The sequence below is a fragment of the Bacillus niameyensis genome (genome assembly GCF_001375535.1).
GTDB lineage: Bacteria > Bacillota > Bacilli > Bacillales > Bacillaceae_C > Lederbergia > Lederbergia niameyensis.
The window spans coordinates 3447536-3461998 of sequence record NZ_LN831197.1; the positions used below are offsets into that span (position 1 = coordinate 3447536).

General features: G+C 40.0%; 11 protein-coding genes. 3 read left to right on the top strand and 8 right to left on the bottom strand.

The window, feature by feature from the left end:
- Positions 1-3 precede the first annotated feature (3 nt).
- The 3 genes from BN1243_RS16175 to BN1243_RS16185 all read right to left on the bottom strand — a co-directional run bounded on the left by BN1243_RS16175 (position 4) and on the right by BN1243_RS16185 (position 5656).
- Entirely contained in the window at positions 4-2823 is a 2820-nt protein-coding gene (locus BN1243_RS16175) for a DEAD/DEAH box helicase (RefSeq protein WP_062108509.1), read from the bottom strand.
- A complete protein-coding gene (locus tag BN1243_RS16180) occupies positions 2813-4390 on the bottom strand; it encodes an SWIM zinc finger family protein (RefSeq protein ID WP_062108511.1) in 1578 nt (525 codons plus the stop codon). The genes BN1243_RS16175 and BN1243_RS16180 overlap by 11 nt, the downstream gene beginning before the upstream one ends.
- Before the next feature lie 135 nt (positions 4391-4525).
- Positions 4526-5656: a C40 family peptidase gene (locus tag BN1243_RS16185; protein ID WP_062108513.1), complete on the bottom strand. Its 1131-nt coding sequence runs from the start codon at positions 5654-5656 to the stop codon at positions 4526-4528.
- Positions 5657-5980: 324 nt separating this feature from the next.
- Here BN1243_RS16185 and nagA point away from each other — a divergent pair, with 324 nt between their 5' ends.
- Positions 5981-7120, top strand: a complete 1140-nt coding sequence (gene nagA / locus BN1243_RS16190; protein WP_062108515.1) for an N-acetylglucosamine-6-phosphate deacetylase — start codon at positions 5981-5983, stop codon at positions 7118-7120.
- A 44-nt stretch (positions 7121-7164) separates the two neighbouring features.
- Positions 7165-7872, top strand: a complete 708-nt coding sequence (gene nagB / locus BN1243_RS16195) for a glucosamine-6-phosphate deaminase (protein ID WP_062108517.1) — start codon at positions 7165-7167, stop codon at positions 7870-7872.
- Positions 7873-7980: 108 nt separating this feature from the next.
- Here the strand turns inward: nagB and BN1243_RS16200 are convergent, their stop codons facing one another.
- From BN1243_RS16200 to BN1243_RS16210, 3 genes are all read right to left on the bottom strand, one after another.
- Positions 7981-9213: an efflux RND transporter periplasmic adaptor subunit gene (locus BN1243_RS16200; RefSeq protein WP_062108520.1), complete on the bottom strand. Its 1233-nt coding sequence runs from the start codon at positions 9211-9213 to the stop codon at positions 7981-7983.
- 18 nt (positions 9214-9231) lie between these two features.
- Positions 9232-9894, bottom strand: a complete 663-nt coding sequence (locus BN1243_RS16205; protein ID WP_062108521.1) for a hypothetical protein — start codon at positions 9892-9894, stop codon at positions 9232-9234.
- Between the two features lie 181 nt (positions 9895-10075).
- Complete coding sequence (locus tag BN1243_RS16210) at positions 10076-10480, bottom strand: helix-turn-helix domain-containing protein (protein WP_062108523.1); 405 nt, start codon at positions 10478-10480, stop codon at positions 10076-10078.
- A gap of 174 nt (positions 10481-10654) precedes the next feature.
- Here BN1243_RS16210 and BN1243_RS16215 point away from each other — a divergent pair, with 174 nt between their 5' ends.
- Positions 10655-11092, top strand: a complete 438-nt coding sequence (locus tag BN1243_RS16215; protein WP_062108525.1) for a hypothetical protein — start codon at positions 10655-10657, stop codon at positions 11090-11092.
- 241 nt (positions 11093-11333) lie between these two features.
- Here BN1243_RS16215 and BN1243_RS16220 read toward each other — a convergent pair whose 3' ends face one another.
- Entirely contained in the window at positions 11334-12728 is a 1395-nt protein-coding gene (locus BN1243_RS16220; protein ID WP_084781987.1) for a sulfatase family protein, read from the bottom strand.
- A gap of 409 nt (positions 12729-13137) precedes the next feature.
- Positions 13138-14337 (bottom strand): trans-sulfuration enzyme family protein, encoded by a 1200-nt coding sequence (locus BN1243_RS16225; RefSeq protein ID WP_062108527.1) that lies wholly within the window; start codon positions 14335-14337, stop codon positions 13138-13140.
- Between the last annotated feature and the right edge of the window lie 126 nt (positions 14338-14463).

The window sequence follows — 14463 nt, forward strand, 5'->3', positions numbered from 1 at the left end:
CTATTAGGCTAATGCTAATAACGAATGTAATTCATCATTAGATAATTCTGTTACCCATTGATCACTGCGAATGATTTCTTCATTTAACGCCTGTTTTTTCTCTAACATCATATCAATTCGCTCTTCCAGCGTTCCTGTTGTTATCAATTTATGGACATGGACAAAGCGACTTTGGCCAATGCGGTAGGCGCGGTCTGTTGCCTGATTTTCAACGGCTGGGTTCCACCAACGATCGTAATGAATGACATGGTTGGCCGCTGTTAAATTCAGACCCGTGCCACCAGCTTTCAAGGAAAGTAGGAAAAACGGAAATTCTCCATTTTGAAAACGGCTGACATATTCATCTCGTTGTGCTTTTGGCATACTTCCATTTAAGAATGGTACTTGTATCGAATAACGTTCTGCGAGCAGCTTTCGAATCATTTCTCCCATTTGAATGTACTGAGTGAAGATAATTCCTGCTTCTTTTTGCTCAACGACCGCATCTGCAATGCTGACTAATGTTTCCATTTTATTCGAGCGGGTTAAAACATTTTCCGGTGAATCTTCTTTTAAATAAAGAGCGGGGTGGTTACACAATTGCTTTAATCGATTCAGCATTTGTAAAATTAACCCTTTTCTCTCAAAAAAGCTCAGTGTTTCTATTTTAGTAAATGTTTCCTGAACTAAATCCTCGTACAAGGCAGCCTGCTCTGCAGTCAGAGCGCAATATTCTTTCTGCTCTAATTTCTCTGGTAAATTCAGTTCAACATCAGGATCCTTTTTCGTTCTTCTTAATAAGAACGGCTTAATCAGCCGTTGCAATTCACGAATTTTTCGCTCGGAGCCGTCCTTCTCAATTGGAGCAATATATTTTTTCTGAAATTGACCGAACGTTCCTAAATAGCCATGGTTAATGAAATCAAAAATAGACCACAATTCAGCAAGACGATTTTCCATCGGAGTTCCTGTTAAGGCGATGTGATGTAAACCTTTCAATTTTCGAATCGCCCGTGATTGTTTTGTATCCGCATTTTTTATGTTTTGCGCTTCATCAAGAGCAATCGTACTCCATTCAACTGCAGACAGTTCTTCAAAGTCTAAAGAAGAGAGCCCATAACTTGTTAAAATAATGTCGGCAGCTTTCGCACTTGCGGTAAAATCTTCGCCCTTTGGTCGATTCGAACCATAATGGAGCACGACATTCATGCTCGGTGCAAAGCGCTCTAGCTCACGTTGCCAGTTACCGAGAACTGAAGTTGGGCAAATAATTAAAGCAGGCTGGCTACTTGATGTTTCTTTTTTAACATGAAGCAAATAAGCGATAAGCTGGATCGTTTTCCCGAGTCCCATATCATCTGCAAGACAAGCCCCAAAACCGAATTGCCGTAAAAAGGCGAGCCAATCGACGCCTAACTTTTGATAAGGGCGTAGTTCACCTAATAAGTCTGATGAAATTTCAACTTGTGGTATTTCTTCGAGCGTATTTAACTGTCGAAGCATTTGCTTCATGGATTGATTGAGTTCGACCTTGATCTGTGCGAAAGCCCGTGGATCAAACTCTTCTTCAGTAGTAGGAATATCCTCATCCTCTGCTCCAAGCGCAAAAATATCTTGAACGCGCAACCCTTCTTTTTTCGCTTGTTGCATAAGAGCTTGAATATGGGCAATCATTTTTGGATCTAACTTTACCCAACGCCCGCGAATTTTTACAAGCCGGCGCTGTTCTTGAATTAATTTCTGGAATTCTTCCTCGGATAAGTCTGCACCATTCATGGAAAAACGCCAATTAAAATCGAGCATCGCGTCAAGACCAACGAAAGAGGGGCGATAATTCGTCCCCGTTTGGCGCACTTTCGCCTTTACGGTTAAATTTGCTTCCCGCATTGCTTCCCACCAGGAAGGAAGCAAAATTTCCACACCAAGGGAATGTAATTTTTCACTTGCTTCCGTTAAGAAATCCCAAGCAGCTGCTTCTTCGAGCTCATGAGTCAAGCCATTTTCCCCTTCAAGCCACGGAAACAGCTTGATCCATCGTTCCTCCTCATCCTTCACCCAATCGAGATGGCCTTCCCAACGTTTTGGGAATTTTTCTAAAGTGGAATAAAGACGATCTGGATTTTTTACATCACGAAGAATCGTTTCAAGTAACCAAGGTTCATCATCCGCATCTGGTTCCGAAAGGCGAAGCCCGATCGAAAAAGGCAAGCTTTCTACACTTGGATCAACCCATTCATTCCACCGTTTTTCATCAAAATAAGCATTTAATTCTTTTGCTGTAAGCGGGCTTTCTTTTAAAACAGCGAGCTTTTCCGCCAAAACTTGGCTGCTTGGGTTTTGCTCTAAATGGGCGGACAAGGCATGATGATAAAAACGCTCAACGAAAGTTTTCATCGTTTCATCATGAAAAGTTTGTTCCCAAAAATCGCTTGGAAACTCATCCCAGACGATTTGAGGAACTCGCCAAGTAAACAAGTTTTCATCGTCATCAGCAAACTTTGGATTCCATTTTCCATCACGAATGGCGTCTAACATAATAGGCGTCACGGCTAAAAGCGGGTCACTTGATTCATCCCAAACCCATTGAATAAAAGGAGTGAATTGCTCTCGTCCTAGCAATGTTAATAAGCTATAGCTATCTAATTCAATTCCGATCTTCCCATCGACTGTTGTACCTTCTAGAAAGGAGCCGTAGAAACTTTCCTCATGCCAAAGAAACAGGTTATCTTTCCAGTTGATCGGATCAATTGCTAAGGAACCGTCTGCCCCATAGAAAGCAGAGATGAAAAAAGAACCTGATGAAAGTGGCAGAATATAAAGTTTCATTATGTCGTCATTCCTCATGGATTAACTTTCCTTTCCGGCATTCTTCTTGAAATGCACGCAAGCGCTTTGTGTTGTCAAGCAATGCTGTTAAATAGCGCTCCCACTGAGCCAGATTTTTTTGTTTGCGATAAAGGGTTCGCAGCTTTTTTAAGTAACGAACTGCTTTTTTATATGAATCCCGATTACGATTTTCAACTAAGCTTATAATTGACGCGTGATAAAGAGGCTTTAATGCTTCGGGATCATTCTTAGCGACGATATCTAACGTATGCCGATCAATTAAATCAATCGTATTATTCGTATACATTTGCAAAGCAGCCCATGTTTTATAATCCTCACGGTCGAACAAGAGGTCTTTATAGCGATAACGGCTATAAGGCATTAAAGCCATATATAGCTTCTCTAATGTATGCGTGTCGATTTTATCTGAACCACCTTTATCAAGAGCTTGGAATAGCACCCTTGTAAAGTGGATTTTCTCATGCTGATTGTCGAGATTAGCGACAAAATCCTCCATTTCCGAAATAAAGGAAGGTAAAAATGCAGTAAGACGTTCCTTTGGCATCCATTCCATATAACGCAATGCAAACGGAGCAAAATTAGTGCCAAACTGATTAATTTTTCCAATAGCAATTGGATCCTTTTCAAGTAAAATAGCTAAATGAATAATGCCAAGTGCGATTCGCTTATTGTCTGTATGGTCTAAGCCTTGAAGGTAATTCCATTCGTCTAATCGGTCTTGCCTGTTTTTAAAAAGTCTCGTCCATAACATTGTATATAAATCAATAAATTCATCATCAAAGACAGTTTCCTCTTCTAAAAATCGAGTACTTTGTTCACGCAAATAGTGAAAATACTCGTCAAAAGCAAAAGGGGAGGCGGTCATTGCCAAACTTGAAAGGGCAATGCTTGCTTCTTCAACCATTTTATCAACGAAAGGTGCTAATTCATTTTGCTTCCTGGAATCATTCGCAATCGAATTGATCACTTTTAATGATTCACAAGCAGTAAATAGCCGAAAAAGCGGTCGCCATTCTCGTTCCACAGGAGCGGATCCCATCAGACGTTGGTGACATATTCTAGCCCACTCATCTAGCTGATAGAAATTTTTGGTCGTGTCTTGCTCATAAGAGCGGCGAATTCGCTCGACCCATTGACCAGGACCGCTTTCAGTAGCAATAGAAGGCTTCTTTAACAAATCCGACCCGCGCTGTAAAGTGGAAAGAATGTCTTCCATATTCCAGCGCGCCTTCCATTTTTGCACCCACGAAAAGACATTTTGCTCTCTGCTCAAAATCGTAAAGAAGAGCGCAACCTGATGGCGGCACATACCTTCTTCAGGACAAGAGCATCTATTGGCAGAAAGCTGCTCGAAAAATAAATCAACTCGAACAGGAGTGACATCCCGGACAGTTCCTACCATCTTTCTATGGCTAAACTTCACTCCAGTCACATGCTGTCCTCGAAATAGCATCAACCCCTTTTGAACCAATTTTTGATGTTCTTCTATCCTAGGATCAAGGAGACTCTGCAATTCATCACTATAAAATTCGATTGCCCGTCGTAATTGTTGATTATTGATCATAATTAACCTCCAAAAGGTTATTATACCGCGATTTAGAAAATTTAAAAAGAGTGTGGATAAAAAGGGGGGGAATTCCTGAAGTTTTTTAAATGAAATAATAAAAAGAGGTCTCTAATGTAGAGAACCTCTTTTGGATTAATAAAACTTTTTAAAACCGTCAAATTTGCTTTTCCAGTAGGAATTACTTAAATTTGTAATGTTTACTCCATTATCATTGGCATGGATAAAGTTGCCATCACCAAGGTAAATCCCCATATGAGAAATTCCGGAACGATATGTATTACGGAAGAAAACAAGATCTCCTGGTTGAGGATTGTCAACATAATAAGAACGATCATAGTAGCCATCTGTGCTTGAACGGCTAATCTTTTGTCCGCTTTGATTAAAGGCGTAATAGATAAAGCCGCTGCAGTCAAATCCGCCGCCTAGCGTCGTTCCACCCCATGTATATTTTGTTCCAAGCGCCTTTTTAGCTGTATTAATTAAATTCGTTACACTGCTTGGAGCTTCAGGTTTTACTTCAGGTTTTGGGTTAGTGTTTGGAGTTGGTGCTGTCTGCTCCTTTTCTGGGGTCGCTGCTGTACCTTTAAGCTTTAAAACTTGTCCAATCGTTATTAAATCAGAGCTTAACCCATTCAAGGATTTAATCTCTTTTACTGTTGTATTATATTTTACAGCAATACCACTTAAAGTATCGCCTTTAACTACTGTATATGTAGCAGTATTGTTCGTTTCTGGTTTTTGTTCAGGTTTAGTACTTGTATTATTATCTTTATTTTGTGTCGTGTTCTCAGCTGGCGGTTTAGTAGTCGTCGCTTTCGAATTGGAGACTTTTAGTACTTGACCTGGATGGATAAGATCAGTCTTCAAATTATTCCATTCTATTAAATTCACTAACGAGATTTTATGTTTAATAGCAATGTTAAATAAGTTATCCCCTGATTTTACAACATATGTTTTAGCTACCGCTGCCGGACTTGTCTGTGTTTTGCCAGCAGTTGATTCGGATGGTTCTTTTGTTGCAGGTTTTTTGTCTTGTTCCTTTTTCACTTCATCTGAAGTTACTAAGAGAACTTGTTTAGGATAGATCAAGTCACTCTTTAGGTCATTCCAATCTTTTAATTGAGTAACAGATGTATTATACTTTGATGCAATTTTCCAGAGAGAGTCTCCGGATTTCACCTCATGAGTCGCGCCTAACGCAGTGCCAGTAAAAGAAGTCGCTAACATTACAGCTGTTGCTGTGCCAACTATTGCTTTGCGCATTCTATTAATCCCCCTATCTTCCCTAATTACTTACAAATATTCTAGCATAAAATGACTATAATTTTGTAATATCTTCCAATTTGTAACATGAATTTAAAGAAACGGGATAAAAGGTGCGGGTTTTTAGGGAAAAATAGCAAATTTTTGATGAAGGTAGGATGAATGACCTATATAAAGAGAGTAAAAAGGTTTAATGGCTAAAAAAGGAGAACGGCAAATAGCATATGAATGCTCAATATCTTTTGCGACTGATCTTGTTTGTCATTACTGGTAAGTAGATTTATAATAAAGATAATAGAAATGCGAAAATGAGAGGTGGAGAATATGGAACAGCAGGTCATTATTAATGCAGCGATTTATCCTGGGGGCAATGAACAACCAATCGAAAAAGGCTTTTTAAGGTTTTCTGAGCAAATTATCGAAGTAGGAAATATGGAAGCGTATAAAGAGCAAGAAGGTGAAAAAGTTCTTGATGCGGGTGGGCGAATCGTCATTCCTGGAATGATTGATGTTCATATCCATGGTGGGCATGGCATTGATTTTATGGATGCTGACCCGGAAAAAACTGTAGAACTTAGTCATATGTTGCTCGGTGAAGGAGTCACTTCTTTCTTTGCGACAACGATGACTCAATCTCATGATAGAATTACTGAAGCGATGGCAGCAATCAAGACGGCAAAAGAAATGGGCGCTAACATTGAAGGTGTTCATTTAGAAGGACCGTTCATTAATGTGAACAAAGCAGGGGCTCAATACCCTGAATACATTTGCCCGCCAAATATTGAAACTTTTATTAAATGGTATGAAGCATCAGGTGAAGATATAAAGCTCGTTACATATGCACCTGAACTAGAAGGTGGACGTGAATTTGAAAAAGTTATGGACGAACGTGGAATTATTCCTTCTGTCGGCCACTCTGACGCTGTTCGCGCGGAGCTTCTGGAAAGCTCTGCAAGCCATGCAACTCATTTGTACAACGGAATGCGCGGGCTTCACCATCGTGAACCAGGAGTAGCAGGTCATGCTTTATTAACAGAAGGTTTACAAGTGGAAATCATAGCAGACGGCGTTCACATTCACCCGGACATGATTGATCTTGCCTACCGTCTAAAAGGTGCAGAAGGGATCACCCTTATTTCCGATGCGATGAGGGCGAAAGGGATTTTAGAAGGTGAATCAGAACTTGGCGGACAAAAGGTATTCGTTTCCAATGGGGAAGCGCGTCTCGAAAACGGTTCACTTGCAGGAAGTACTTTGACAATGGACAAGGCATTCCAAAATATTATAAAATTCACAGGATGCTCCATTGCGGAAGCTGTCCAAATGACATCCGGCAACCAAGCGCGAGAATTCCGTCTTGAACAAAAAGGACTTCTTCAAGCAGGGAAAGATGCTGATTTTGTCATCATGAACGAAGAACTAGAAGTAGAAAATACTTATCGTATGGGTATTAGTTATAAATAAGTATAATTTGAACAATAAGAATTGTTATAAGAGGGGGACGAAAGTTGAATATTATCATTGCAAAAAATGATCAAGAAGCGTCAGAAAAGGCGTTTGAGCTTGTCAAAACAGGCCTGCAAAATGGCAAAATTAAGACACTTGGCCTTGCAACAGGGAGTACACCATTAAAACTATATGCGCAAATGCGTGAGGCAAATTTAGACGTTGCGGATGTAACGACTGTAAATCTCGACGAATACATTGGCCTTGAAGCTGATAACCCACAAAGCTATAACTATTATATGGAGCAGGAACTTTTTAAAAGCATGAATTTTAAAGCATCCTATTTACCAAATGGGGTAGCCGAAGATTTAGAAGCGGAATGTGAGCGATATGAAAGCATTTTGGCTGACCATCCCGTAGACTTGCAAATTCTTGGTCTCGGCACAAACGGACACATTGGTTTTAACGAACCAGGCACACCGTTTGCAGCTAAAACGCATGTCGTTGAGTTAACACAATCAACGATCGAAGCGAATAAACGCTTCTTCGAAAGAGAAGAAGATGTTCCAACTCTTGCTGTCTCAATGGGGATTGCTTCCATCATGGCAGCGAAAGAAATCGTCTTGCTCGCATTCGGGGAAGCAAAGGCAGACGCTGTCCAGCAAATGGTGGAAGGCCCAGTAACCGAAGACTGCCCAGCTTCTGTCTTGCAAAACCATCCAAATGTTACCATCGTCCTCGACGAGGCGGCAGCTAGTAAATTAAAATAATGAATGAAAAAAGTAGTGCTAGAATGTAAGGGATTCTGGCACTACTTTTTTATGAAGAGCAATAGCATGCAAATCAGCTCTCATGGCTCACAATAATGCAGCCAATACCTACCTCTGCAGCACACCTACCAAAATATACTTCAATATTTTTCGGAAGCTCGCTTCTTTCCAGATCGTAATAATGCCCTTGTCCCATTTAAAAGGCGTTATAAACGGTCCAGGTTTTTTTACGGCTTCCGCATGATGAACATAATATTCGTCCAAGTCAGCGCCACTTGCTATTTCATACTTTTTCCCTACTTGAAGTCCAAGTGTGACGTTTCTTTTTTCTAACCCGCCATTACGGTTAATAGCCCAAAGGTGAGCAGCTTCACCTTGCTTATGAATGTTGTTTTCGTGAGCTATAATGGCATTTTCGGCTTGAGCTGTCACAATTTCCGCATCTACATGATCGCCGATTAAAAATTCCTCGGAATCTAGTCCAGCGACAAAACGATACAAACTAGCTCGGTCTAAGGCAGCCTTTTCAATCGGGCGTTCTTCTACTTTACTTATTTCACCATCAAGCTCACTGTCCAACCATGGAGCCGAAATTTTTACATTCATGCCTTCTTCGACTTCGCGAACTTGTTTTTCTGTAAGGTGACCTTCCAAAACAGATTCCTCAGAAGCGATCATGATAACGGGATTATCTAATCCAAGATTAATACTGTCCACAATGCCGGCATGGGAACTTAAAATCGTTAGACCTTCCATACCCGACTCGATTAATGTTCGCTGATCCTCATACTGACGAATTTCCTCATCCACATTTGCTTTTTCGAGTTCCTTTTCCGCTATCGATTGTTCAATCATAAATGAGCGCTCTTGAATCGACGCGGCTTCCATACTCAAAACAGCTTTTTCCACATCCGAAAGCTTTCCCCAATCCCTTATATCTACTTTTGGAAGTCCGTTTTTCATCCCTTGCAATTCTGAAAGATACTCATCTATATTTTTCTTCTGTGCTTCTAAACGGGATATTTCGGAATCAAGCAGCTGGACCTGTTCCTGTAAACGATCACTTTCATACTTAAAAAGCGGTGTTCCGACTTCTACGGCATCACCCTCTTTAACTAAAAATTCCTTGAACGGTGCATTATGATCAAGAAAAATCGGAAAGTGGTCAGAAGGAACAACAACTCCTTCGACAGGGAGAAGCTGTTCTAAATTTCCAGTTTTCAACTGGATCCAATCGGTTAGATAGTTGAGCGGTTTCAATTTACTATCTTCATTCACTAATAAAAGAATATTAATCCCGACCAAAACGAGAGAGGCTATAACTAGAATCATTTTTTTCATAAAGGTTCACCCTAATGTCTACAGTAGTATGACAAAATTAATAAAAGCGAGTGTCGCGGTTAGACACCAACCAACAAGATTCAAAAACAATACCATTAGAAAAGTTGGAAGGCGTGACAGCTTTGAAAGCTCTCGTAATCCGTAATATTGAATAACCATCACCCAAATTTTAAAAAATGAAATGGAACCTAAAAGATAGATGACATAATTTTTACTTATGAAGTATTGCGCGATGACCCCTAAAGAAAGAGGGGAGGAATACCAAGGTAAATCAAAACTAATCGCTAGAAAAATAAAAGTTAGTTGTTCCAGTAATAAAATAGGTAAAGTGATGATTTGTATGGCAACTAATTTTGAATAGTCTACATGGGTAAAGGTCCAAAAACATAAAGATGGTAACGTTATAATAAGTCCCGCGTAAATAAACCCGAGAAGAGTCCGGCCAACGAGAAAAAAGCTTTTTAGGCTGGCAAATTCGGCTTTAGATGATTCCACAAGAGTAGGGGAGAGGACATGTGTGCCAATGCCAAACCACCCCGAAAGAAAAAAGACGAATCCGCTCGCTAAAAGCAAGCCAATAATCGAGGCATTCATTCCGCGAATGATTTCAGAATTAGCCAATTGAATAAAGTTTCTTTGAGGATGTAACCAAGCTTTTAGAATTCTAGTTTGATAGATCAACAAAAATCCCCCGCTTCTAAAGATGACAACTCTATTTTAAACTACTTTTCTTCCAAAGTGCCAGTTTTCCCCAACAATTCTGAAAAATAAGGGTCTTTCGACGGATAAGGTGAGCATTTTTCCCGGAAGTTCGAGTAAAAAAGAAAAATACCAGACCGTGTAGTAGAGTCTGGTACATTTGCTATCGATTTTGAATTAGCTTCAAGAAATGAGGAAGGAATTTTGTTAAATCGATCTGAACTTTTTCAGTCGAATAGGAAAGAGACACTAGAAATTTCATAAGCGCATTATTACTTTCAATCATATCGATAATACGCTCGTAATCCGAACTTCTCGAGCGTTCTCGTAACACCATTGGGGAGTATTCCTTTCCGGCTTCCTCGCCAAAAATAATTTTCATTAAATGCTCGGGAGGAATCGAATAGGCACGTTGAAATTGCTGCAAACTTTCTACTGTAATATGGCGTTTTCCTTGTTCGTAATTGGAAAGAGCAGCTTGCGTCATATGAAGACGTTTGATGGCTTCTTCCTGGCTAATTCCCAATATCTCTTCACGATACTTTTTTATCTCTTCATGGAATGCCATTGTCTTGCCTCCATTACCCTTTTCGTTAAAGATAACGGCAAAACAAGAGGCGAATAGCGAATTATAACAACTTATAATAGAAAATAATATAACAAAGTAGAAATTCAAGGTACTTGTCGAAAGAGTCAGTTATTATTATAGGTATATTTTACTATAAAACGGGAGGGACAGGCTTTGAGTATTTGTGTAGAGATAAAAAGAATTTTATCATATGGAAAATTGGCAGGAAGAAACTACAATTTAGTCTGCCAGGGAAATTGGGTACGAAACCAACTTCTTAAAGTAACCCCCGTCGTATACATCCAGAATGCTTCGAACCATCAAACCCACAGTAAATCCCCTAATTTTTGTTTACCGCTAACTGTATACACAGAAATTGAAATAATCGCCAAAAGGGGGGAAGTGATTTGGAAAACAACAATTTTAATTGATTTAAAAAACTGGCATTTCACATTCCGGAAGAACGAAGGCGAAATGCCAGATGAAATAAAGGTGCTCATCCTATCATCATTTGGTGTTCAACAAGGGGAGAACATCCTTTGTTTGCATGCACTTGCATCACGAAGGCCTTTTTTTGAAAGCCAAATGAAAGGACGGTCAGAAGAGAATTGAGGAATTTCAGTATTTTGAGATGTTCTATGGTTTGGGAAAATGCTCGTGTCAGTCAAAGGTAATCATACAGACAAACAATGTTTTAAACGTTCATTCAAAATGAAATTACCCAATCATTTAAAAGCCGTTTTATGATTTATGAGATAACCCCATTAAAAATACGACTTTAAAATCACATTGCTGGATTTCAAAGTCGTATTTGATGAGAATAGCATTACTTTTGCTAGGGTTCTCAATTTATTTAATCAAAATCTTTCACCTTGTCTTTTAAGCGATACAATTCTTCTTTCAATTTTTCGATTACTTCTTGGTAATCTGGATTACTGTATACATTATTCAATTCATTTGGGTCTTTTTCCAAATCATAAAGCTCCCATTCAGGATCCATTTTAATATCCTTGGCTCCTGGGACGCCCAACCCTTCACCATAATAGCATATTAATTTATATTGATGTGTACGGACACCATAGTGTGCTGGGACATTATGTTCACTCATATGCTCCCAATAGCGATAATACATGGATGACTGCCAGTCTGCTGGAGTTTCCCCTTCCAAAATGGGACGTAGACTAGTACCCTGCATATCCTCCGGTGCTTCAATGCCCGCATAATCTAAGAATGTTTGAGCAAAGTCTACATTCAGTGCAAATGCATTTTGAGTTGTTCCAGCTTTGATGCCCTTAGGATAACGAATTAAAAATGGCATTCTTAAAGACTCTTCATACATAAAACGCTTGTCGTACCAGCCATGATCTCCTAAGAAAAACCCTTGATCTGATGTATACATTACAATTGTATCTTCTGTAAGCCCCTTTTCGTCCAAGTAATCAAGAAGACGCCCAACATTATCATCGATGGAAGCAATACAACGCAAATAGTCTTTAATGTAACGTTGGTAATACCAGCTTTTGCGTTCAGCGGGGGATAACCCTTCTGGTGGCTCCCCTTTTACATCCCAAGATGTTAAATCACGGTCAACTCTCATTTCCGCCCCTTGTGCTGCATATGTACGTGTTGCATAATCATCGTTAAACGTTTCAGGTTCTGGGATATCAATATCTTCATAAAGATGCATATGCTTTTCATCAGGCATCCATGGGCGATGTGGCGCTTTATGATGACACATCATAAAGAACGGACGATCCTCGTCCCGTTCATCAAGCCAATCAAGGCATAAATCAACTGTAATATCCGTCGCATAACCGGAAAATTTCTTCTTTTCACCCATTTCAATCATAACTGGATCGTGGTATTCTCCTTGTCCAGGGAAAATATTCCAATAGTCAAAACCAGTTGGATTACTATTACCACCATGACCTAGGTGCCATTTACCAATCATAGCAGTTTGATAGTTATTTTCTTGGAGAATCTTAGCAACATGTTGCTGACTTGCGTCAATATTTTCATGCAACGTTCTGACACCGTTCATATGATTATACTTTCCGGTTAGTATAGCAGCGCGGCTCGGTGCGCAAATCGAATTTGTACAGAAACAATTATCCAAACGCATTCCGTCATTTGCAATTCTGTCAAGGTTTGGCGTTTCGTTAATGCGGCTGCCATAGGCGCTAATAGCATGCGCTGCGTGATCGTCACTCATAATAAAAATAATATTTGGTTGTTTTGCATCACTCAATTATCTCACCTGTCTTTTTTTGTAGTGCCTGTATATTCAATCACTAAGAAATACTACAGACATTGAGAGCGGTATCAAATGAAATTAAATAGAGTTATAGTTTACCGCTTTCATTTTATTATAGCAGATCAGTTTCCTTCGTAAATAAATTAGCCTATTAAAACAAAAAAACTCCCGTATTTTGTCATAACTAGGAGCCTCATAATATTCATCTTGTCACACTTAATATTTTTTATCTGTGCTTTATTAGTCAAAAATACACTGTCTAAAAGGATTTTTAGTGACCGCAAATACAAGGCAGGGGAGTTTCCTTTCAATTCCCGTATCCGTTCATTTTCTTCTCGTACGGTTCATGCTCCCCTCGCCTCTAATCCCACCGCTGTCCTTTTTTAGCCTCCAGGCGGCTATCTCAGACAGAAGTCGCTACGGCTACCTTCTTCAACGCTTGCTCTAGGTCTTCAATAATATCTTCGGGATCTTCTAACCCAATCGACAGTCGGAGTAATCCATCGGTAATGCCGAATTTGGCGCGTTCCTCTGCAGGAATGGAATAATGGGTCATGCTTGCAGGATGCTGGATCAACGTTTCAGGATCACCTAAGCTAAATGAGATCATCGCTAATTTTAAAGAGTTAATAAACTGTTTCCCAGCCTCAAAGCCACCTCTTACTTCAAAAGAAATGATTGCTCCATTTCCATTCATTTGCCTTTGGGCGAGGGCATATTGAGGGTGAGAAGGCAAGCCAGGGTAATAAGTGCGTTCAATCGCTGGATGGCTTTCCAAGAATTCGGCCACTTTTTGGGCACTGTTACAATGCTGGCGTAAGCGCACACCCAATGTTTTTAAACCTCGTAAGATTAAGAAGGCTTCCCAAGCATTTAGATTTTGCCCAAGGTCCCCCATAATTTTTTTCCGAACAAAATGAATCCACTCTTGACGCCCAACGAGAAAACCCGCGACGACATCTCCATGTCCATTTAAATATTTGGTGGCACTATGAACGACGACGTCTGCTCCTAGTTCGAGCGGCTTTTGTAAGTAAGCCGTCATAAAAGTATTATCGACGATTAAGGGCAAGTCATTTTCCTTTCCAATTTGCGCAATTGCTTTTATATCTAGTACTGTCAGCAAAGGGTTAGACGGAGTTTCCAAATAGATCGCTTTCGTATTGGCTTTAATTCCGCGGCGAACTTCATTGAGGTCCGTACAGTCGACAAAATCAAATTGAATACCAAAACGAGGAGCGAGGGAAGTAAGGAAGCTGTACGTCCCACCATAAACATCTTTCGTAACGAGCAAATGATCGCCGCTTTGACAAAAAGCGAGTATCGCACAGGAAATTGCGGCCATTCCACTGCTCACACCAAGAGCGGCTTCACCATTTTCTAAATCCGCCATTTTCTCCTCTAATGTAGCAACCGTCGGATTTCCATACCTTCCGTAGTAAACACCAGGAGTTTCCCCAGATACAACAGCAGCAGCTGATTCTGCATCTGGAAAAGCATAAGCGACAGCAGGAACAATCGGTTGTGACACGGCTCGGGTATCTTTGTTAGGAGAAAGATGGGAATGAATAATTTGTGTGTCGGCTCTCCAATCGTTATTCATGATAGTTCACCCTTTCTCATCTCATTTTATATTAATCATACTACTGGTATGATCAGCGTGTCAATAAGGTAAAAATTGAAGAAAAAGAAACAACTCCGTATAATTAAAAGTAGAATTATAAAGGAG